Annotated in this window: 14 protein-coding genes and 1 pseudogene; 9 read left to right on the forward strand and 6 right to left on the reverse strand. The window is 74.1% G+C overall.

Annotated elements, in window-relative coordinates; translation table 11 throughout:
- Positions 1 to 29 precede the first annotated feature (29 nt).
- The 4 genes and pseudogenes from ACQP04_RS08370 to ACQP04_RS08385 all read left to right on the forward strand — a co-directional run bounded on the left by ACQP04_RS08370 (position 30) and on the right by ACQP04_RS08385 (position 6,221).
- Positions 30 to 1,382 carry an ATP-dependent 6-phosphofructokinase gene (locus ACQP04_RS08370; RefSeq protein WP_433508330.1) on the forward strand — a complete coding sequence of 451 codons (1,353 nt, stop codon included), beginning with the start codon at positions 30 to 32 and terminating at the stop codon, positions 1,380 to 1,382.
- A 20-nt stretch (positions 1,383 to 1,402) separates the two neighbouring features.
- The gene (locus ACQP04_RS08375) at positions 1,403 to 2,215 is read left to right on the forward strand and encodes an MBL fold metallo-hydrolase (protein ID WP_433506484.1); all 813 of its coding nucleotides are present in this window, start codon (positions 1,403 to 1,405) and stop codon (positions 2,213 to 2,215) included.
- A gap of 61 nt (positions 2,216 to 2,276) precedes the next feature.
- A pseudogene (locus ACQP04_RS08380) lies at positions 2,277 to 5,122 on the forward strand (VTT domain-containing protein).
- Positions 5,123 to 5,516: 394 nt separating this feature from the next.
- The gene (locus ACQP04_RS08385) at positions 5,517 to 6,221 is read left to right on the forward strand and encodes an alpha/beta fold hydrolase (protein ID WP_433506485.1); all 705 of its coding nucleotides are present in this window, start codon (positions 5,517 to 5,519) and stop codon (positions 6,219 to 6,221) included.
- Between the two features lie 16 nt (positions 6,222 to 6,237).
- Here the strand turns inward: ACQP04_RS08385 and ACQP04_RS08390 are convergent, their stop codons facing one another.
- Entirely contained in the window at positions 6,238 to 7,728 is a 1,491-nt protein-coding gene (locus tag ACQP04_RS08390; RefSeq protein WP_433506486.1) for a long-chain-fatty-acid--CoA ligase, read from the reverse strand.
- 153 nt (positions 7,729 to 7,881) lie between these two features.
- Here ACQP04_RS08390 and ACQP04_RS08395 point away from each other — a divergent pair, with 153 nt between their 5' ends.
- The 3 genes from ACQP04_RS08395 (at position 7,882) to ACQP04_RS08405 (ending at position 12,339) form a co-directional block, all read left to right on the forward strand.
- The gene (locus ACQP04_RS08395; RefSeq protein WP_433506487.1) at positions 7,882 to 10,224 is read left to right on the forward strand and encodes an FHA domain-containing protein; all 2,343 of its coding nucleotides are present in this window, start codon (positions 7,882 to 7,884) and stop codon (positions 10,222 to 10,224) included.
- A 91-nt stretch (positions 10,225 to 10,315) separates the two neighbouring features.
- Positions 10,316 to 11,104 (forward strand): GIDE domain-containing protein, encoded by a 789-nt coding sequence (locus ACQP04_RS08400; protein WP_433506488.1) that lies wholly within the window; start codon positions 10,316 to 10,318, stop codon positions 11,102 to 11,104.
- Positions 11,105 to 11,160: 56 nt separating this feature from the next.
- Positions 11,161 to 12,339: a CaiB/BaiF CoA transferase family protein gene (locus ACQP04_RS08405; RefSeq protein WP_433506489.1), complete on the forward strand. Its 1,179-nt coding sequence runs from the start codon at positions 11,161 to 11,163 to the stop codon at positions 12,337 to 12,339.
- A gap of 90 nt (positions 12,340 to 12,429) precedes the next feature.
- Here ACQP04_RS08405 and ACQP04_RS08410 read toward each other — a convergent pair whose 3' ends face one another.
- Positions 12,430 to 13,911 (reverse strand): S1C family serine protease, encoded by a 1,482-nt coding sequence (locus tag ACQP04_RS08410; RefSeq protein WP_433506490.1) that lies wholly within the window; start codon positions 13,909 to 13,911, stop codon positions 12,430 to 12,432.
- Between the two features lie 181 nt (positions 13,912 to 14,092).
- Positions 14,093 to 15,259 (reverse strand): thiolase family protein, encoded by a 1,167-nt coding sequence (locus ACQP04_RS08415; RefSeq protein WP_433506491.1) that lies wholly within the window; start codon positions 15,257 to 15,259, stop codon positions 14,093 to 14,095.
- Positions 15,260 to 15,563: 304 nt separating this feature from the next.
- Between ACQP04_RS08415 and ACQP04_RS08420 the strand changes: the two genes are divergently transcribed.
- Positions 15,564 to 16,826, forward strand: coding sequence for a TMEM165/GDT1 family protein (locus ACQP04_RS08420; RefSeq protein WP_433508331.1), 1,263 nt, complete (start codon positions 15,564 to 15,566; stop codon positions 16,824 to 16,826).
- Between the two features lie 75 nt (positions 16,827 to 16,901).
- On the opposite strand, the gene ACQP04_RS08425 is transcribed toward ACQP04_RS08420, so the two are convergent.
- Both ACQP04_RS08425 and sfnG read right to left on the reverse strand, forming a co-directional pair.
- On the reverse strand, positions 16,902 to 18,122 hold the full coding sequence (locus tag ACQP04_RS08425) for an acyl-CoA dehydrogenase family protein (protein ID WP_433506492.1): 1,221 nt from the start codon (positions 18,120 to 18,122) through the stop codon (positions 16,902 to 16,904).
- 393 nt (positions 18,123 to 18,515) lie between these two features.
- Positions 18,516 to 19,667: a dimethylsulfone monooxygenase SfnG gene (gene sfnG, locus ACQP04_RS08430; RefSeq protein ID WP_433506493.1), complete on the reverse strand. Its 1,152-nt coding sequence runs from the start codon at positions 19,665 to 19,667 to the stop codon at positions 18,516 to 18,518.
- A 280-nt stretch (positions 19,668 to 19,947) separates the two neighbouring features.
- On the opposite strand from sfnG, the gene ACQP04_RS08435 reads away from it, so the two are divergent.
- Positions 19,948 to 20,742 carry a DUF1684 domain-containing protein gene (locus ACQP04_RS08435; RefSeq protein ID WP_433506494.1) on the forward strand — a complete coding sequence of 265 codons (795 nt, stop codon included), beginning with the start codon at positions 19,948 to 19,950 and terminating at the stop codon, positions 20,740 to 20,742.
- Between the two features lie 18 nt (positions 20,743 to 20,760).
- On the opposite strand, the gene ACQP04_RS08440 is transcribed toward ACQP04_RS08435, so the two are convergent.
- Entirely contained in the window at positions 20,761 to 21,525 is a 765-nt protein-coding gene (locus tag ACQP04_RS08440) for a response regulator transcription factor (RefSeq protein ID WP_433506495.1), read from the reverse strand.
- Between the last annotated feature and the right edge of the window lie 27 nt (positions 21,526 to 21,552).

Raw genomic sequence — 21,552 nt, forward strand, 5'->3', positions numbered from 1 at the left:
CCGGCGCGCCCGACGCGCCGGACAACGTCGTGCACTTCTCGCGGACGCAGGCCGTCACGCAGGCGGACCTGGAGATCCGCAGGCTCGGGACCAGCCGCATCGACTCCCCGATGCTCGACCTGCTCGACGCGCGGCAGACCACCGAGCACTACGTCGACGAGGACGACCGCGTCCTGCTCGACGACACCATCGCCCGGGTGACCGCCCGCGGTGTGCCGATCGACCAGCTGCCGGGCCTGGAGCCCTGCGGACCCCGGCGCAAGATCTACTTCGACCCGTCGAAGACCCGCGCCGGCATCGTGACCTGCGGCGGCCTCTGCCCGGGGCTCAACGACGTCATCGCCGGCCTGGTCCGCACGCTGACCTACCACTACGGGGTCCGGCGGGTCGTCGGCTTCCGCAACGGCTACCAGGGCTTCATCTCCCGCTACGGCTACGACGAGGTCGAGCTCACCCCGCAGTACGTCCGCGACATCGCGGTCGACGGCGGCACCGTGCTCGGCACCTCCCGCGGGCACCAGGACCCCGAGGAGATCGTCGACTGCCTCGAGCGGATGCACATCAACATCCTGTTCGTGATCGGCGGCGACGGCTCCATGCGCGGCGCCATGGGCATCGAGCGGGTCATCGCCGAGCGCAACCTCAAGATCGCGGTCGTCGGCGTGCCGAAGACGATCGACAACGACATCCCGTACATCGACCAGAGCTTCGGCTTCCAGACGGCCTTCTCCCGGGCGTCGGACTCGATCCGGGCCGTGACCGTCGAGGCCAAGTCCACGGCCAACGGCATCGGCCTGGTCAAGCTCATGGGCCGGCACTCGGGCTTCATCGCCTGCTACGCCGCGCTCGCCCGCAGCGACGCGGACGTCGTGCTGATCCCGGAGGTGCCGTTCGCCCTGGAGGGCGACACCGGCCTGCTCGCCCACCTGCGCAGGCGGGTGGAGCAGCGCGGGCACGCGGTGGTCGTCGTCGCGGAGGGGGCGGGGCAGGAGCTGCTGGAGGCGGCCCAGGCCGGCCGCTCGACGGACGCCTCGGGCAACCGCAAGCTCGGCGACATCGGCCGGTACCTGCGGGACCGCATCGAGGACCACTTCGACGGGGCCGGGATCGAGACGTCGGTGCGCTACATCGACCCCAGCTACGCGATCCGGTCCGTGCCGGCCAACCCCTACGACAGCGTGTACACGGTCCGGCTGTCGCAGGCGGCGGTGCACGCCGCCATGTCCGGGCGCACGGCGATGGTCGTCGGGCGGGTGCGGCGCCGCTTCGTCCACATCCCGATGCCGCTCGCGGTGAGCAAGCGCAACCAGGTCGACCCGCACGGCGACCTCTGGCAGGCGGTGCTCGAGTCGACCGGACAACCCGTCCGCTTCGGGGCCTGATCCCACCTACTGTGGCGGGCGTGCAGCACCCGGCCCTGCGCTTCCTCGGCCACTCGACCACCCGCCTGGAGCTGGGCGGGCGCGTCGTCCTCACCGACCCCGTCCTCACCCCGCGGGTGTCGCTGCTGCGCCGCGTGGTGCCGCCGCTGCGCGCCCCGGACTGGGCCGACGCGGACCTCGTCCTGATCTCCCACCTGCACGGTGACCACCTGCACCTGCCCTCGCTGCGGCTGCTCCGGCCCGACACCCGGGTCGTGGTGCCGCGCGGGGCGGGCGAGTGGGTGCGCAGGCGCGGGGTGCGCCGGGTCGAGGAGATCGACGTCGGGCAGGAGATCCGCGAGGGCGGGCTGCGGGTCACCGCGGTGCCGGCCGCGCACAGCGGGCACCGATGGGGCCCGCGTTCCACCCGCGGGCCGCAGTCGCCGGCGCTCGGGCACGTCCTGGAGGCCGACGGCCTGCGCATCTACGCCGCCGGCGACACCGATCTCTTCGACGGGATGACGGACCTCGGGTCGCTCGGCCTGGACGTCGCCCTGCTGCCGGTGTGGGGCTGGGGCCCGAACCTGGGCCCGGGGCACCTGGACCCGGAGCGGGCCGCCGAGGCCGTCGACGTGCTGCGTCCCCGGCTCGCCGTCCCGGTCCACTGGGGCACACTGGCCGTCGCCGGGCTGACCCGCGCACCGGCCGGGCACGGCGCGCGGATGCGGGCGCTGCTGCACGACCCGCCGCACCGGTTCGCCGCCGCGGCGCGGGAGCGGGGCAGCACCAGCACGATCACGATCGCCCGGCCGGGTCAGGACGTGCCGCTCGACGGCGAGGGGCACCGGGGATGATGTCCGCGTGACGGGCATCCTCGCCGCGGACTGGACGAACCCGCAGGCCATCGGCTACCCGGTGCTGATCGGCGGCGTCCTGCTCGGGTCGGTCGTGCCGGTGGTGCCCACGGGCGCGGTCGTCGGCGCGGCCGCCGCCGTCGCGATGACGACCACGCACCTGTCGCTCCCGCTGGTGCTGCTGGCCGCGACCCTGGCCGCGTTCGGGGGCGACGTCGTGACCTACGGGGTCGCCCGGCTGGGTGGCGAGGCGGCGGTCCGCTTCGTCGCCCGCGGCCAGACGCCGGAGCAGCTGGCCCGGGCCCGGGCGCGGTTCAGGCGGCACGGGTGGCAGCTGATCGTCGTCGGGCGGCTGGTGCCGGCCGGGCGGATCCCGGCGCTGGTGGCCGCGGGAACGCTGGGCTACCCGTGGCGGCGGTTCCTGCCGTCCGCGCTGGTCGCGTGCCTGGTGTGGGCGGTCGCGTACGCGCTGCTCGGCATCCTCTCCGGCGGGCTGTTCGACAACCCGCTCGTGGCCACGCTCGGCGCGGCGGTGCTCGTGCTCCTGGTCGGCGCGCTGTCCGCGGGGATCGCCCGGCTGGTGCGACGGCGGCGCGCACGGCGTGCCCCGGACGTCGTCCCCGACGAGCCTGGGGAGATGATCGATCCCGCGGCCGGCCCGGCGCGGCGCGGCCCGCTGCCGCCGCCCACGCCGACCGACCAGGAGCGCCCGTGAACCGGACCGGCCCGATCGTCCGCGACTACCGCGCGACGCCCGTCGAGCGCGGGCCACTGCTGCGCGGCGGGCGCGTGGTGGCCCGCGTGGTGCTGGTGTGGGCGCTGGTCACGGCGGCGCTGCACCTGCTCGACGTCTGGCTCGCCGGGTTCGCCATGGCCGGCTGGTGGCAGCCCACGGTCTGCGCGCTGCTGCTCGGCCTGCTCACCGCCGTCGTCTGGCCGCTGGTGCTGCGGGTCGCGCTGCCGCTGGCCCTGTTCACCCTCGGCCTCGGCAGCTTCGTGCTGCTCGCCGCCGCGGTGCTCGCGATCTTCTGGCTCGTCCCGGGTGTGGAGCTGACGAACATCCGCACCGCGTTCGTGGTGGTCGTGGTGATGACGGTGGTCAACGCCGTCGCCACGAGCCTGCTGGCCATCGACGAGGACGAGCTGTTCTTCCGCCGCGCGGTCCGCCGCAGCCGGCGGTCGGCAGCGCCCGAGCAGCAGACGCCCGGGGTGCTGTTCCTGCAGATCGACGGGCTGGGCCACGACACGGCCCGCCGCGCCGTCCGCGACGGGACCATGCCGACGCTGGCCCGCTGGCTCGCCGAGGGCAGCCACACCCTGCAGCACTGGACCACGGACTGGAGTTCGCAGACCGGCGCCAGCGTCTCCGGGATCCTGCACGGCAGCAACCACGACATCCTCGGTTTCCGCTGGTACGAGAAGGACCGCGACCACGTCATGGCGTGCGCGCACCCCGCCGACGCCGCCGAGATCGAGCGCCGCCACTCGGACGGGCGCGGCCTGCTCGCCGTCGACGGGGCGAGCCGCGGCAACCTCTTCACCGGCGACGCCCCGCACTACAGCCTCACGATGAGCACCGTGACCGTGCTCGGCGGCAAGCGGTCGGCGCGGCGGCGCGACCACGTCGGCGGCGGGTACTGGGCCTACTTCGCCAACCCGGTCAACGGCATCCGCACCTTCGTCGGCGCGCTGGTCGACGCCGTACGCGAAGTCGCCGAGGCGTCCTCCCAGCGGCGGGCGGACGTCCGGCCGCGCACCCACCGGGGCGGCCTCTATCCGCTCGCCCGGCCCGGGACCACGGTGATCGCGCGGGACGTCGTGGTGTCCGCGCTGATCGAGGACATGCTCGCGGGCCGGCCCGTCGCCTACGCGGACTTCCTGGGCTACGACGAGGTCGCCCACCACTCGGGCATCGAGCGCTTCGACTCCCTCGCGGTGCTCCGCACGATCGACCAGCAGATCGGACGGCTGCACCGCGCCGCGCAGCTCGCGCCGCGGCCGTACCTCGTCGTGTGCCTGTCCGACCACGGGCAGACGCAGGGCCAGGCCTTCGCCGACCGGTTCGGCGAGTCGATCGAGCAGTACGTCGGCCGGCTGTGCGGCGCCCCGCCGCCGCGCCCGCGCCGGCGTCTCCTCGGCCGCACCCCCGCCGAGCGCTCCACCCGCCGCGCCGCCGAGGGCTGGCAGGTGGGGGCGGCGCTGGCCGAGGCGTCGTCGGGCGGCGGGTTCGTCGCCCGCCGGCTGCGGGCGCGCGTCGAGAAGGCGGGGGCGTCGCCCGCGAAGCACCGCACCGAGTCCGGGAAGCCGGGCGAGGTGGCGCGGGCGGCGCCCGGGGTCGTGGTGTGCGCCTCCGGGCACGTGGCGATGGTGTCGTTCACCGAGCACGAGGGGCGGGTGGAGCTGGAGACGATCGAGCGCGAGTTCCCCGACCTGCTGCCCTCGCTCGTCGACCACCCCGGGATCGGGTTCGTGCTGGTCCGCAGCCGGGAGCACGGCGCCGTGGTGCTCGGCCGGGACGGCGTGCACAGGCTGGCGAGCGGCGCGGTGGTCGGCGACGACCCGCTGGCGGACTACGGCGAGCACGCCCCCGACCTCGTCCGCCGGGTCGACACCTTCCCGCACTGCCCCGACATCATGATCAACAGCCGCTACGACCCGGCGACCGACGACGCGTCGCCCTTCGAGCCGCACGTCGGCTCGCACGGCGGGCTCGGCGGTCCGCAGAGCCGCGGCTTCCTCCTCGCCCCCTCCGCGCTCGCCGATCCCGGCGAGATCGTCGGCGCCGAGCACCTGCACCGGGTCTTCCGGGGCTGGCTCACGGACCTCGGTCATCCCGAACCGACGGCCGACCGCCCGGCCCTCCAGGTCGCCGACGCGGCGGAGGAGCGGGCCGCCCGGGTGCGGTGATCGTTCCGAGCGTGACAGGAGCGCCGGTCGGGGAGCGGTGGCGTGACGCTCGCGCTTCTCGCGGCGGTGATCTTTCCGAACGTGACAGCAGCGTTGGTCGAGGGATCGTGGTGTGACGCTCGCGCTGATCATGCTGCCGGTGAGCGGGGGGAGAGTGACCGGAGCGCCGGTCGGGGAGCGGTGGCGTGACGCTCGCGCTTCTCGCGGCGGTGATCTTTCCGAACGTGACAGCAGCGTTGGTCGAGGGACTGTGGTGTGACGCTCGCGCTGATCATGCTGCCGGTGAGCGGGGCGAGAGTGACCGGAGCGCTGCGCCGACAGCACTGCAGTGACCCTCGCCCTCGCCCGGGGCGCGGTGGCAGGCTGGGCGGGCGGGTGCGAGGGGGCGGGTGCGATGGGTGAGCAGATCGTGCTGGTGCACGGGCTGTGCCACGGTGGATGGTGCTGGCGCCCGGTGGCGCGGCTGCTCCGCGAGGCGGGCCACGAGGTGTTCACCCCGACCCTGACCGGCCTGGGGGAGCGCGCCCACCTGCTCACCCCCGAGGTGGGCCTCACCACCATGATCCGCGACGTCACGGCGGTGCTGGAGGCCGAGGAGCTCTCCGACGTCCTGCTCGTCGGGCACAGCTTCGGCGCGCTGCCCGTGCTGGGGGCGGCCGAGCGGGCCCGGGACCGGATCCGCCGGCTCGTGCTGCTCGACGGCCTGGTGATCGAGGCGGGGCGGCGCGCGTTCGACGCCCTGCCCGAGGACGTCGTGCTGCAGCGGGAGCTCGACGCGAAGCGGCGCGGCCACGGTCACGCGCTCCCGCCGCCGCCCGCCGAGGCCTTCGGGGTGACGGACCCGGACGACGTCGCGTGGGTCGAGCGCCGCATGACCCCGCACCCGCTGCGCAGCTACCGCGAACCGCTGGCGCTCGACGGCCCGCTCGGCGCCGGCCTGCCGGTCACCTACGTCCACTGCACGCAGCCCGTCTACCCGGTGCTGGCGTCGTCCCGCCAGGTGGTGAAGGACCAGGGCTGGGAGTGGCGGGACCTGCCCACGGGGCACGACGCGATGGTCACGGACCCCGAGGGCACGGTCGCCGCCCTCCTCGGCTGAGCGGGGTGACTCGGGCCTACACGTCCGCCGGCGGCTCGACCTCGCGGCGGAGGATCTTGCCGGTGGGGCCCTTGGGGAGGGCGTCGACCAGCCAGACCGCGCGCGGGTACTTGTAGGCGGCGAGCCGGTCCCGGACGAAGTTCTTCAGCTCCTCCGGGTCGGCCTCCTCGCCCGGCTTGAGCGCGACCGCGGCGCCGATCTCCTCGCCGAGCTCGGCGTGCTTGATCCCGATGACGGCGGCCTCGGCCACGGCCGGGTGCTCGTAGAGGGTCTCCTCGACCTCGCGCGGGTAGACGTTGTAGCCGCCGCGGATGATCAGGTCCTTCTTGCGGTCGACGATCGTGTAGTAGCCGTCGGCGTCGCGGGTGGCGATGTCGCCGGAGCGGAACCAGCCGTCCGGGATGGCCGCCTCGGTCGCCTCGGGGCGGTTCCAGTAGCCCTTCATGACGTTCTCGCCGCGGATGGCGATCTCGCCGGGCTCGCCGTCCGGCACGTCGCGGCCCTCGTCGTCGACCACGCGCATCTCGCAGCCGCGCACCGGGAAGCCGATGGTACCGGGCTTGCGCGGGCGGCCGGGCTGGTTGAACGAGGCGACCGGTGCGGTCTCCGACAGCCCGTAGCCCTCGAAGATCTCGCAGCCGAACTGCTTCTCGAACGACTTGAGGATCTCCACCGGCATCGCCGAGCCGCCGGTGATGCAGGTGCGCAGGGAGGCCATGTCGGCGCCCTCGGCGTCGGGCGAGTGCAGCATCGCCGCGTACATCGTGGGCACGCCCTCGAACACGGTCACCTTGTCGCGGGCCACGACCTGCAGCGCCTTGGACGGGTCGAACCGCGGGATCAGGGTGAGCGTGGACCCGGCGACCACGGCGGCGTTGAGCCCGCAGGTCAGGCCGAAGACGTGGAAGAGCGGCAGGCAGCCCATGATCACGTCCTCCGACGTGATCTCGATCAGCGTCTCGACCGTGGTGCGGGCGTTGGAGTCGAGGTTGTGGTGGGTCAGCTCGGCGCCCTTGGGCTGCCCCGTGGTGCCGGAGGTGTAGAGGATGACGGCGGTGTCGGAGTCGGCGCGCTCGACGGCCTCGGGCGCGGGGGTGCCGCCCAGCTCGGTCGGGCCGGTCGCGGGCACCACGATCCCCGGGATCCCGACGGCCTTCGCGGCCTCGGGCACCACGTCGCCCGAGCCGTCCCAGCCGTAGACGAGGGACATCCCCGAGTCGCCCAGGTAGTACTCCACCTCGCGCGCCTTGAGCAGCGGGTTCATCGGCACCACGACGGCGCCGGCCAGCAGCGCGCCGTAGAACAGCACCGGGTACGCGGGGACGTTGGGCAGCACGAGCCCGACCCGGTCGCCGGGGTTGATCCCGCGCCCGCGCAGGTCCCCCGCGACGGCGGCCGCCGCCTCGTGCAGCTGCCGGTAGGTGAGGACGTACTCGTCGAGCTTCACGGCGGTGCGGTCACCGTGCTCGCGCGCGGTCGCGACGAGGTTCGCGGCCAGGTTGGTCATCGTCGACTCTCCGGGGTTACGGGCGGGTAGCTTGCCGGGACACTACCGGCCTCTCCTCCCAGGGGCGCACACTCGGGTGGCGTGCGCAACCGGACGATCCGGGCGCCACCGTGATCGGTGACGACGCCCGGTCCGCCCCGATATCGTCCGCGCATGACGCCGCCCGCCCTGGAGATCGTCGTCGGCGGGCGGCGGCTGCCGGTCCCGCCGGGCCGCCCGTTCGTGATCGGCCGCGGCCCGGAGGCGGACCTCGACGTCGGGCACCCGCGGGCCTCGCGCCGGCACGTGATCGTGGAGCACACCCCGCAGGGCTGGAGGCTCACCGACGCCTCGCGCAACGGCACGTGGGTCGACGGCCGCCGGGTCACGACCCTCCCGCTCGCCGGCCCGGTCTCGGTGCGGCTCGGCGACACCGCCGACTCCGCGGTCGTGCAGGTCCTGCCCGTGAGCGCACCCCCGACGCCACCAGCGGTCCCGGCGCCGGCCGACGTCCTGGCCCGGCAGGGCGGGCAGACCTCGGTCCGGCACGTCCTCACCACCCGGCTCACGGTGGGCCGCCTGCCGGACAACGACGTCGTGCTCGACGACCTCCTCGTCTCCCGCCGCCACGCCGAGCTGCACCGCAGCGGCGCGGGGTGGCGGATCCTGGACCTCAACAGCGGCAACGGCACCTTCGTCAACGGCGTGCGGGTCACCTCCGCCGAGATCACCCCGCGGGACGTCGTCGGCATCGGGCACGCGCTGCTGCAGCTGCAGGGCGACCGGCTGGTCTCCGCCGAGGACACCGGCGACGTCGGGTTCTCCGTCCAGGGCGCCTCGGTCACCACCGACTCCGGGAAGACGCTGCTGCGGGACGTCTCCTTCGCGCTGCCGGGCCGGAGCCTGCTCGCCGTCGTCGGGCCGTCCGGGGCGGGCAAGTCGACCCTGCTGCGCGCGCTCACCGGTTCCCGCCCTGCCGACGTCGGCGAGGTCCGCTACGCGGGCCGCGACCTCTACGCCGAGTACGACGAGCTGCGCCACCGCATCGGCCTCGTCCCGCAGGACGACGTGCTGCACCCCCAGCTCACCGTCCGCCGCGCGCTGCGCTTCGCCGCCCGGCTGCGCTTCCCCGCCGACGTCCCGGAGGCCGACCGCGAGCGCCGCATCGACGAGGTGCTGACCGAGCTCAACCTGACCGAGCAGGCCGGGCAGCGGATCGACACGCTCTCCGGCGGCCAGCGCAAGCGCACCTCCGTGGCCCTCGAGCTGCTGACCCGGCCGAGCCTGCTGTTCCTCGACGAGCCGACGTCCGGCCTCGACCCGGGCCTGGACAAGTCCGTCATGCAGACGCTGCGCGGGCTGGCCGACGGGTCCGACACGCGGTCGGGCAGCGGCGGCCGGACCGTCGTCGTGGTCACCCACAGCGTGCTCAACCTCGACCTCTGCGACCGGCTGCTGGTGCTCGCGCCCGGCGGGCACGTCGCCTTCTTCGGACCGCCGCGGGAGGCGCTGGAGTACTTCGGCGCGCCGGACTACGCCGAGATGTTCCTGCTGCTGGAGCGGGTGCCGGGGGACACCCTCGCCGCCCGGTACCGGGAGTCGCGGCAGCACTCGCGGTACGTCGCGCAGCCGACGGCGGGGATGCCGCGGGTCGTCGAGCGGGCGGCGCCGGAGGTGGCGCCGCGCCAGCAGGGCTTCGGCGCGCAGCTGGGCGTGCTGTGCCGCCGCTACCTGGCCGTGGTCGCCGCCGACCGGCAGTACGCGATCTTCCTCGTGGCGCTCCCGCTGGTCCTCGCGGCGCTGGCGCGGCTCGTCCCGGGCGGCTCCGGGCTGAGTACGACACGGGCGCTGGAGCTGCAGGAGGTCCAACCGAGCCAGCTGATGCTGGTCCTGGTGCTCGGCGGGGCGCTGATGGGGGTCGCGGCGGCGATCCGCGAGCTGGTCAAGGAGCGGCCGGTCTACGTCCGGGAACGCGCGATCGGGCTGTCGCTGCCGGCGTACCTGCTGTCGAAGCTGCTGGTGCTGGGCATCGTCACCGGGCTGCAGGCGGGGGTGTTCACGCTGCTCGCGCTGGCGGGACGACCCGGGCCCGACTCGGCCGTCGTGCTCGGGTCGGGCCTGCTGGAGGTGCTGCTGGCGGTCGTCGGCGTGACCGTCGTGACCATGCTGGCCGGGCTGGTGATCTCGGCGGCGATCGGCAACGCGGACCGCGGCATGCCGCTGCTGGTGCTGGTCCTGATGCTGGAGCTGGTGGTCAGCGGCGGGCTCTTCCCGGTGGCGGGTTACGCCGGGCTGGAGCAGCTGGCCTGGCTCGTGCCGTCGCGCTGGGCCTTCGCGATGGGTGCGGCGACCGTCGACCTGAACCGGGTCGCGCGCGGCGGCCCCGACCCCCTCTGGACGCACGACGCCGCGCACTGGCTGCTCGGCGCCGGGGTGCTGGTGGGCATGGCCGTGGTGCTCGCCGTCGCGACCGGGCTGGTGCTGCGGAGGCTGGACCCCGTGCGCAGACGCCGGTAGCCCGCACACCGGGTGTGGTGCCAGCACACCTCCGCCGCCCCCGTGCGCTCCCTAGCGTTCCCCTCACCGCTTCACGAGAGGAACGACGACCATGGTCTGGTTCGGGATCATCCTGCTGCTGGCCGCCGGCGGGTGCCTGTGGGGGGCCAGCCGGTCCCGGCGCAAGGTGCACGCGATGATGGCCGCCGAGACGCTCTCGGTGCCCGAGCTGCTCGAGCTGCAGGGCATCTCGGCCGACCTCACCGGGCCGGGGCAGTTCCGCAAGGTGTGCGAGGTCGTCGGCGAGACGGCGGCGGCGCCGATGGGCCTGCTGCGTTCCGAGCTGGCCGGCGTCGACTGCGTGTGGCACGCGCACCGCGTCCAGCGCCGCTACAAGCACTACGACCGGGACTCCGACGGCGACACCCGAGTCACCACCCGCACCGAGACCGTCGCCGAGATCAGCTCCCCGCACGGCTGGGCGCTGCTGCGCGACGGCCACACGATCGGCGTCGACCACGGCGGCCGGCGGCCCGACGGCGTCGAGACCGTCGTCGACCGGTTCGAGCCCGCGCACGACCACCAGCCGCAGGGCGCGCTGGCCGGGGCGATCTCGGTGCTCGGCGCGCTGGCCGGCGGCGACCGGGACGAGACCATCGGCTACCAGCACACCGAGTGGGTGCTGCGGCCCGGCACGCGGATGTACGTGCTCGGCGAGGTCGACGACCGGGACGGCCCGCTCGTGATCCGCACGCCGCGCGACGGCTCGCCGTTCGTCATGTCCACGAAGACGGAGGAGGAGCTGACCGACTCCGCCCGCACCGGTCAGCGCATCTGGGCCTGGGTCGGCGCCGGTCTCGCCCTCGCCGGCCTCGCGCTGGTGGTGCTCGCGGTCCTGTAGCCGTCCGACCGGCCGTGACCTCGCGTCGCGGCCGGGCCGGTATCTAGAGTCGGGCCGTGGCTGATCTCCCCCCGCTCGACCCCGACGAACCCACGCCGTCCGGCCCGCTCGCCGGGGTGGTGGTGGCCGACTTCTCCCGGGTCCTCGCCGGCCCCTACGCGACGATGCTGCTCGGCGACCTCGGCGCGACCGTGATCAAGGTCGAGGGCCCGACCGGCGACGACACCCGCACCTGGCAGCCGCCCACGGTCGACGGGCCCGACGGTCCGGTCGCCACCTACTACCTGTCGATCAACCGCAACAAGCACTCGGTGGTCCTCGACCTGAAGGACCCCGAGGACCTGGCGGTCGCGCAGCAGCTCGCGGCCCGCGCGGACGTGCTGATCGAGAACTTCATGCCCGGCTCCACCGCGAGGTGGGGCCTGGACGTCGACACCGTGCGCGGGACCAACCCGTCGATCGTCTACTGCTCCATCAGCGGGTTCGGCGACGCGGGCGGCGCGAAGCTCGGCGGCTACGACCTGCTGATCCAGGCGACGTCCGGCCTGATGAGCCTGACCGGCGACCCGGACGGCACGCCGTACCGGGCGGGCGTCGCGGTGTTCGACGTGATGACCGGGCTGCACGCCGCGGTCGCGATCCTGGCGGCCCTGCGCCACCGCGACGCCACCGGCGAGGGTCAGCACGTGAAGACGAACCTGCTGTCCGCGGCCCTGTCGAGCCTGGTCAACCAGACCTCGGCGTACGTCGCGGGCGGCGTGGTGCCGAAGCGGATGGGCAACGCCCACCTCTCGCTGTTCCCCTACGAGCCGCTGCCCACCGGCGACGGCGAGCTGATCGTGATCGCCGCCAACGACCACCAGTTCCGCCGGCTGTGCGGCGCCATCGACGCACCCGAGCTGCTGGAGGACCCGCGCTTCGGGTCGATGGTCGAGCGCACCCGGCACCGCGACGAGCTGCGCCCGCTGCTGCTCGAGAAGCTCGCCACCAAGGGCGCGCAGGAGTGGTTCGACGTGCTGAGCGGGGCCGGCGTGCCCTGCGGCCCGATCAACACCGTGGACCAGGGCGTCGAGCTCGCGGAGAGCCTCGGCCTCGCCCCGGTCGTGCACCCCGGCGGCGGGCCCGGCGGGGTCCGCAACCCCGTCGACTACTCGGCGACCCCGCCGGACTACCGCCGCACGCCGCCGGCCCTCGGCGCGGACACCGACGCCGTCAAGGCGTGGTTGAAGGGCTGAGAACGGGACGGGCCGGGCGGGGGAGGGGATCCCCGCCCGGCCCGCGCCGGACCGACCGCCCGTGCGGCCGGGGTCCGGTGAACCGGGTGGTCAGCCGCCGCCGTTGCCGCTGCCGTTGCCCTCGCCGTCGAACGGCGAGTTGCCGCCGAACGGGTTGAGCTGGCCGAACGGGTTGCTGCTGCCGCCGCCCTGGCTGGTGCCGCCGCTGCTGGTGGTGGCGCCGGTGTCCTTGGTGCTGCCGAGCGTCACATCGACCGTGCGGGCCGCGGAGCCGGTGCCGACCGTGAGCGTGACCTTGTCGCCCGGGGCGTAGGAGCCGATCCGGGCGACGAGGTCGGAGAAGTCGCTGACCGTCGAGTCGCCGACCTTGGTGACGACGTCACCGGCCTTGATCCCGGCCGCCGCCGCCGGGCCGCCGTCCGTCACCGCGGCGACGGTCGCGCCGTTCTCCGTGCCCGACGAGCGGGTGCTGCCCTGGACGCCGAGCACGGGCTTGGTGGCGCTGCCGGAGTCGATGATCTCCTGCGCCACCCGGCGGGCCTGGTCGACCGGGATCGCGAAGCCGAGGCCGACGCTGCCGCTGCTCTGCCCCGCGGTCGCGATCGCCGAGTTGATGCCGACGACCTGGCCGTCGAGGTTCACCAGCGGGCCGCCGGAGTTGCCCTGGTTGATCGGGGCGTCCGTCTGCAGGCCGTTGTAGACGACGGCCGAGCCGTCCTCGCCCTGCACCTGCACGGTGCGGTTGAGGGCGCTGACGATGCCGGTCGTCACCGTGCCCGTGAGACCCTGCGGCGACCCGATCGCGACGACCTGCTGGCCGACCTGCACGTCCCCGGTGCGGCCGAGCGCGGCCGCGGGCAGGCCGGACACGCCGTCGAGCTTGATGACGGCGAGGTCGTAGCTCGGCGAGGTGCCGACGATCGAGGCGGAGTGCTGGGAGCCGTCGTTGAGGGTGACCTGGATCTGCCCGGTCGAGCCCGAGACGACGTGGTTGTTGGTGAGGACGTCGCCGTCGGAGGTGAGGATCACGCCGGAGCCCTCGGCGGTGCCCTGGCCCGTGGTCACGCGGATGTCGACCGTGCTGGGGCTGGCCTTCGCCGCGGCGGCCTGGACGGTGCCGTTGGTCTGCACCGACGACGCGTTCGACGCCGGCTGGCCGGACAGGGTGACCCCGCTGGAGGAGCTGCCCCGGTCGAGGAGGGCGTAGGCGCCGCCGAAGCCCGCCCCGCCGCCCACGACGCCCGCGACGAGCGCGGCCGCGATCACGGCCGTCCACGGGCGGGCCGGCTTGCGGGGGCGGTCGTCGTACACGGAGGCGGTGTTCCCGCCCGGCGGCGGTTCATTCGGGCCGCCCGCCGCGGCACCCAGAGGGTCGCCCGCGCCCTGCTGGGCGTACGGGCCGTAGGCGGGGCTGCCGTAGGGGCGCGTGCCCTGGTCGGCACCGCCGTGCCCGCTCGTCTGGGCGTAGCCGGGCGTGCCGTAGACGGAGCCGCGGCCGTAGGCGTACGGCGAGCCGTAGGAACGGGTCGGGTCGGTCTGCTGGGTCGGGGCGTCCCCGGCGGAGGTGCTCACGGTGCTGTCGGTGCTGTGCGCAACGTCCCCATCGGGCCGGGAGTGACCCCGCTGCTCGTCGGTCATGGCACAGACTCTGCGCCCCGAAGCTGAGATCTGCCTGTGCTCGCCCTGGGAAAGGCCGGGCAGTACGGCACCCTTTCCGGTAAGGGGCCCCGCGGGACCCCTTACCGGGCTCCGGTCAGAGCAGCTCGACGATGGTGGCGTTGGCGGTGCCGCCGCCCTCGCACATGGTCTGCAGGCCGTAGCGGATGCCCCGGTCCCGCATGTGGTGGAGCAGCCGGGTCATGAGGATCGTGCCGGAGGCGCCCAGCGGGTGGCCGACGGCGATGGCCCCGCCGAGCGGGTTGAGCACCTTGTCGTCCGCACCCAGCTCGGCCTGCCAGGCCAGCGGCACCGGGGCGAAGGCCTCGTTGACCTCGAAGGCGCCGATGTCCGAGATCGACAGGCCGCTCTTCCTCAGCACCTTCTGCGTGGCCGGGATCGGCCCGGTCAGCATCATCAGCGGATCGGCGCCGGAGACCGCGCCGGAGTGGTAGCGGGCGATCGGGGTGAGCCCCAGCTCCTTGGCCTTCTCCGGCGTCATGATCAGGGTGGCCGACGCGCCGTCGGAGATCTGGGAGGCGTTGCCGGCGTGGATCACCCCGTCCTCGCGGAAGGAGGGCTTGAGCTTCGCCAGCTTCTCGGCGGTGGTGCCGCGGCGCAGGCCCTCGTCCGCCGTGAACTCCGGCAGCCCGGGCACCTGGACCAGCTGGCCGTCGAAGGCGCCCGCGTCGATCGCGGCGGCGGCGAGCTCGTGGCTGCGCGACGAGTACTCGTCGAGGCGCTGCCGGGTGAAGCCCCACTTCTTCGCGATCCGCTCGGCGCCGATGCCCTGGTTGAAGTCCTCGTTCGGGAACTCGCCGCTGGTCAGGTCGGCCTCGTAGCGCTCGCGCACCAGCGAACCGAACGGGCGGCCGAGGTCGCGGCCCGCGCCGAGCGGCACCCGGGTCATGGTCTCGACGCCCCCGGCCACCACGACGTCGTACTGGCCGGCCATGACCATGCCCGCCGCGAAGTCGAAGGAGGACTGGCTGGACCCGCAGGCCCGGTTGACGGTGACGCCGGGGACGGTCTCCGGCCAGCCGGCCGCGAGCACGGCGTACCGGCCGATCTGCGCCGCCTGGTCGCCGACCTGGTTCACGCAGCCCCAGACGACGTCGTCGATCACCTCCGGGTCGATGCCGGTGCGCTGCTGCAGCGCCCGCAGGACGTACCCCGACAGGTCGGCGGGATGGACGTCGGCGAGCGAGCCGTTGCGCTTCCCGATCGGGGTGCGCACCGCGTCGACGATGACGGCCTCGGGCATGGTTCCTCCGCGTCCACTCGAGAGCTATCTGAACGAACGTACGACACTGTGCGCCCGTCGAGAACCCGAGTGAACTACCTCACGGGCTCGCAACCGGGTGTCGAGCGGACTGGATCGATGAGGTAGGTTCGGCCGCAGCGAAGGGGAGTAGCTCTCAACGCCGCGGTCGACATACTGGCGATCCACGTCGCCCGGCTGCGGGGCCTGACCACCACCAGGCGAGCGAGACCTTCGATCCGGTTCACGTCGGATCGAAGAGACCCTGTTTCCTCGATCCGGCCCGAGATCGAGGGGTTGTGTGGCGATGCAGGACGTGCTCGCGGCCTTCCTGATCAGTTTCGGCGTGATCTTCGTGGCCGAGCTCGGCGACAAGTCGCAGCTCATGGCGCTGACGTTCGCGACCCGCTACAAGACCTGGCCCGTGCTGCTGGGCATCACGATCGCCACGTCCGTCGTGCACCTCGTGTCCGTCGCCGTGGGGTACGGCCTCGGCGCCACCATCCCGACCGGCTGGGTCGCGCTGGTCGCGGCCGTCGCGTTCCTCGGGTTCGGCGCCTGGACGCTCAAGGGCGACTCGCTCTCCGACGACGAGCAGGAGAAGGTCAACCGCAAGGCCCGGTCGGCGGTGGTCGCGGCGTCGGTGGCGTTCTTCCTGGCCGAGCTGGGCGACAAGACGATGCTGGCCACGATCACGCTGGCCACCCAGCACGGCTGGTTCGGCGTGTGGCTCGGGTCGACGCTCGGCATGGTCGCGGCCGATGCGCTGGCGATCGTCGTCGGCCGGCAGCTCGGCAGGCGGCTGCCCGAGCGGACGATCCGCTACGGCGCCGCGGCCGGGTTCGTCGTGTTCGGCGTGGTGCTGCTGGCCGACGCGATCGGCCGGCTCACCGGGCGGGGCGCCTGGGAGGTCGTCTCCGCCACGCTGAACCACAACCTCGCCGCCTGGCTCGCCGTCGGCCTCGGGGTCGTCGCCTGCGTGCTGGTCGGCCTCGGGCGCCGCTGGGCCCGCGCCGGCGCGCGCCGCTCGCCGATGCGGACCGGGCCCGGATCGCCCGCCTGGTGGTCCCAGGCGCTGTTCGCGGTCGCCTTGCTGCTCGGCCTGGTCGCCCCGCTGCTCGTCGCGTTCGACGTCATCGAGCCGATCGCCGTGTTCAGCTCGCCGGGCTGGGTCGTGGTCGGGGTCGGGTTGCTGCTCCTCGGCGTGGCCGTGGTGCTGGCGTCGCTGGTCCAGATGGGCACGGCCCGCCGGCGCGGCCAGAACCTGGCCCTGACCAGCAGCGGCTTCTACGCCCGCGTCCGCAACCCCGCGTTCACCGGCATGGTGGTCGCCACCGCCGGCGGGCTGGTCATGGCGCCCACCATGCTCGGCGTGCTCGCCACCCTGCTGATCGTGGTGGCGGTGCAGATCCAGGCGCGCGCGGTCCGCGAGCCGGGCCTCACCCAGGCCCTCGGCGAGGAGTACGCCAACTACCTCGCCCGCACCGGTCGGTTCCTGCCGCGGCTGCGCACCCCGCACCCCGAGCGGCGCGCCGGCCTGCCCGAGAACGACCGCGAACGCGTCGGCTGACCCCGGCTCGCCACCGAGGTGAACGGCGCTCTCGCTCAGTAGATGTGAACGAGAGCGCCGTTCGCTCATCTCGGGTCAGCTGTACCAGGTCGGCTCGGGCAGCTCGTCACGCAGCAGGAACGCCCCCACCTCGCGCCGCTTGTAGGCGACGGGGTCGTGCAGGGTGTGGGTGCGGACGTTGCGCCAGAAGCGGTCGAAGCCCAGCTCCGTGGCGGTGGCCCGGGCGCCCAGGCCCTCGAACACCCGACCGGTCACCTCGAGCGCGACGTCCGTGGCCCGCGCCTTGACGGCCGCCACCCGGACCTCGTGCTCGCCGCGCTCCTGCGGCGTGACCTCCCAGGCGTTGCGGTGGATGGCCAGACCCTCCTCCGCGACCCGGTCGGCCAGCGCCTCGACGGCCCAGAGCTTCGACGCCAGGTCGCCGTACAGGTCGAGCTGGTACGGCTCGTCGACGGCCCGCTCCTGCCCGCCGTGCAGCCACGGCCGGGTCCGGGTGCGGGTGTACTCCGCGGCCTCCTCCAGGGCGCCGCGCGCGATGCCCAGGTAGAAGCTCACGAACACGAGCTGGATCGTCGGGACGTTGAGTGTGTTGTAGACCCGCGGCTCGAACGCCTTGTCGCGGAAGCCCGCGGCCTGCTCCCACGGCACCTGGACCTCGGAGATCGTGACGCTGCCGCTCTCCGTGAGCCGCTGGCCGATGTTGTCCCAGTCGTCGTGGAACGTGATGCCGGGCTGCTGGCTCGGCACGATCGCGAAGATGTGGGTGTCGGTGCCGTCGAGCACCCCCTCCACCACGGTGACGTCGGAGACCCTGCTGCCGGTGGAGAAGGACTTGCGGCCGTTGTAGACGATGTGGTCGCCGGCGTCGCGGATCACGACGTCCTCGTCGCGCGGGTTGACCGCGCCGCCGAAGAACCAGCGGTGCCGGGTGGCCTCGGCCTCGACGGCCTCGATCTGCTCGGCCGTGCCGACGAGCCGGGCGGCCCAGAACCACAGCAGGTGGTAGCCGAGCAGCTGGCCGATCGAGCCGTCGCCGGCGGCGACCTCGCGGATCACCCGGTAGGCGAGCGGCCACTCCTGACCGCCGCCCCCGTGCCCGACCGGGCCGAGCAGGGTGACGAGGCCGGCGTCCTTGAGCAGCTGGACCTCGGCGTACGGGGTCTCGCCGGCGTGGTCGCGGGCGGCGGCGCCCTCGGCGAGGATCGTGCGCACCTCGCGGGCGCGGGCGAGCCACTCGTCGGGCGTCGCGGGGGTGGTCGGGAAACGGGTCTCGGGACGGTTCTCGAGCGTGGTCATGACGGGTCCTGTTCCGTGGGAGGGCGCATGCCGGCGCCGCCCGTGCGGGCGGGGCGTCCGGCGGCCGGGGCGCGGCACCGGCGACCGGAGCGGGCGGGCCCGGACACGGTCGGGCGGGCATGCGGAAGGGCGGGGCGGGCGACCGGGATGTGTGGTCCGGTCGCCCGAGAGTGCCGACTCGCGGGAGCCGGGGCGAGGGGCGCGGGACCCACCGGGAGCGGGGCGCACTCGCGGGGGCGAGGGCGCGACCCGCGGGTGGGTCAGCGGGCGGGGCCCGGACAGGACTGGGTGCCGACGCGGGCGTGGTCGATGTGACGGCGGCGGGTCAGCCAGCTGTGGGCCGGCCCGGCCGCCGGACGGACCGTGCCGGGCCGCGGTCGGCGCGGCACCGGCTCAGGAGCCCGCGACGAGGGCGGGCTCGCGGGCGGCGAGCTCCGCCTCCTTCTCGCGCACGATCGGGAGCACGTGCCGCCCGAAGTACTCGATCTCCTCCTGGAAGTGCAGGAAGCCCAGGAGCAGCAGGTCCGCCCCGCGCCGCTTGTACTCGATCGCGCGGTCGGCGATCTGCTCCGGTGTGCCGACGAGCTGGGTGCGGAAGCCGTCGTTGTACTGGACGAGGTCCTCGAAGGTCGAGTCCGCCCACATGCCGCGCTTGTCGCCCGTGGAGGCGCCCGCCTGCTGCACCGAGGACCGGAAGCCCTCGACGGCCTCGAGGTCGGCCTTCTCGACGATCTCGCGCAGCTGCTCGCGCGCCTCGCGCTCGGTGTCGCGGGCGATGAGGAAGCCGTTGAGCCCGAACCGGACCGCGCCCGGGCCGGTCTCCGGCCGGCCGGCGTCGCGGGCGTGCCCGCGCACCTCGTGCACCTGCTCGGTGAAGCCGTCGTAGTCCTTGCCGTTGGAGAAGTACCAGTCCGAGACGCGGCCGCCGTTCCGACGGGCGGCGGTGGAGTTGCCGCCCTGGAAGATCTCCGGGTGCGCCCGGCCCGGCACCTCGACCGGCTTGGGCTTCAGGTCGAAGTCGTGGATCCGGTAGAAGTCGCCGCGCAGCTCGGCGTGGTCGCTGGTCCAGATCTCGCGCAGGGCGCGGATGAACTCCTCGGAGCGGCGGTAGCGCTCGTCGTGCTCCAGCCAGGGCTCGCCGAGGCTGGTGAACTCGTCCTTGAACCAGCCGCTCACCACGTTCACCGCCGCCCGGCCGCCGGAGAGGTGGTCGGCCGTCGCGACCCACTTCGCCAGCACGCCCGGGTGCCAGAGCCCCGGGTGCACGGCGGCGATGACCGTGAGCCGCTCGGTGGCGAGCAGCAGGGCGAGCGAGAAGCTCGTGGACTCGTGCTGGTGGTCGGCGCCGTACGACGCCATGTACCGGACCTGGGACAGGGCGTACTCGAAGCCGTTGTCCTCCGCGGTCCGGGCGAGCTTCTTGTTGTACTCGTAGCCCCAGTCGGTGCGCTGCTCGATCGTGCTGGTGACGAGGCCGCCGCTGACGTTGGGCACCCAGTAGGCGAACTTCAGCGGCTCGGCGGGGAGGTCGGGGGAAGAGGACACAGCTGTGCTCCTGCAGGGAGAAAGGGATGTCGGGACGCGCGGGAGGGCGGGTCAGCGACAGGCGCAGGAGTGCACGCGCTTGTGGTCGACGTGACGCCGGCGCGTCAGCAGGATCGTGGCCACGGGACGAGCCCACCAGACGCGACGCGGCCGGGTCAAACGGCCTCCCACATCGCGAACCCGTCCGGACAATCGGACCGATCGGCGCAGCGGGCGATCCACACCGCGGGAATCGTCGCGGCGACGAAATGCGGTCGGGCCGTGGGGCGTTCGGCGAGAGGTGACGACGACGGAGAACACCCTGCAGCAGGACTGGGACACCTGGCACGCCGCGCGGGAGGAGGAGCTCCGCACGCCGCACGGCTGGCTCAGCCTCACCGCGCTGGAGTGGATCACCGAGACGCCCACGACGTTCGACGGCGTCCCCGGCACCTGGCGCGCGACCGGCGACGGCGGCGTGGAGCTGACCGCCACGGCCGCCGACGGGCTCGTGGCCCGGGGCGCGCCGGTCGACGGCACCGTCCGGCTCGAGCCGCGGGACGGCCTGCCCGGCGCCCTGGTCACCGCGGGCGACCGGAAGATCGAGGTCGCCCGGCGCACGGACACCTACGCCCTGCGGGTGCGCGACCCGCAGGCGCCCACCCGCACCGGCTTCTCCGGTGTCCCCGCCTTCCCGGTGGACGAGCGCTGGGTGGTCGACGCCCGCTTCGAGCCCTATGCCGAGCCGCGCCGGATCACGGTCGGCGCGGTGGTCGAGGGGCTGAACCACTTCCCGATCGCCGTGGGCACCGTCCGGTTCACCGTCGACGGCTCCCCGCAGGAGCTGGTCGCGCTGGCGGGCAAGGACGCCGGCCTGTCCCTGCACTTCCGCGACGCCACCTCGGGCGACACCACCTACGGCGGCGGCCGCATCCTCAAGGCCGGCGAGCCGGGCCCGGACGGGACGCTGCGGGTGGACCTCAACCGCGTCGTCAACCTGCCCTGCGCCTTCACCGCGTTCGCGACCTGCCCGCTGCCGCCGGAGGGCAACACCCTGTCCGTGGCCGTCGAGGCGGGGGAGAAGCTCCCCGCCTGACCTGCGGCGGCGCTGCGCTCACCTCGCCCCGACGAGCCCGAAGCGCTGCGCCCGGAGCACCGCGGTGATCCGGTCCGAGGCGCCGAGCTTGAGGTAGCAGCGCTCGAGGTGCTTGTGCACCGTCCGCTCGCCGATGCCGAGCCGGCGCGCGATGAGCCGCGTCGTCACGCCCTCGGCGAGCAGCCCCAGCACGGCGAGCTCGCGCGGGGTGAGCTCGATCGCGCGCACGGCGTCGATGCCGTCGGGCCCCACGCCGGACGACGCGGCGGCGTACGCGCGGGCCTGCCGCTCCAGCCCGTCGACCAGCCGGGCCACGCGGCCGGCCAGCGCCAGCTCGGCCTCGGAGAAGGGGTCGGCGCGCCCGGGCACCAACGTCCTCGGCTTGCGCCCGCCGCCGTAGGGGAGGGCGAGCAGGTGGGGCACGTGCCCGCGGCGCAGCAGCGACCGGCCCTCGCCGAACGAGCGCGCGAAACGGGCCGGGACGTCGGCGAGGCGCACCGGGGCGCGGGACCCGGTCGAGACGTACCAGCGCACCAGCGGGTGGTGCCGGATCTCCGGCGACGCGCGCCAGGCCTCGATCTCGGCGCGGGCCCCGTCGAGGTCGGCGTCGAACGGGTACAGGCCGGTCCGCAGGCCGCCGCCCGGCAGCGGGTCGTTGGTGGTGACCGCGCCCGCGTCGAAGGTGTCCCGCAGCATCACCGCCACCCGCTCCAGCGGGAACTCGGTGAGCGGCTCGGGGAACAGCGCCGCCGTGAACTCCAGCCAGTCGGCCTCCGTGCGCACGTCCACCTCCACACGCCACCCGCCCCC

Source organism: Pseudonocardia halophobica, assembly GCF_050948485.1.
GTDB classification, from domain to species: domain Bacteria; phylum Actinomycetota; class Actinomycetes; order Mycobacteriales; family Pseudonocardiaceae; genus Pseudonocardia; species Pseudonocardia halophobica.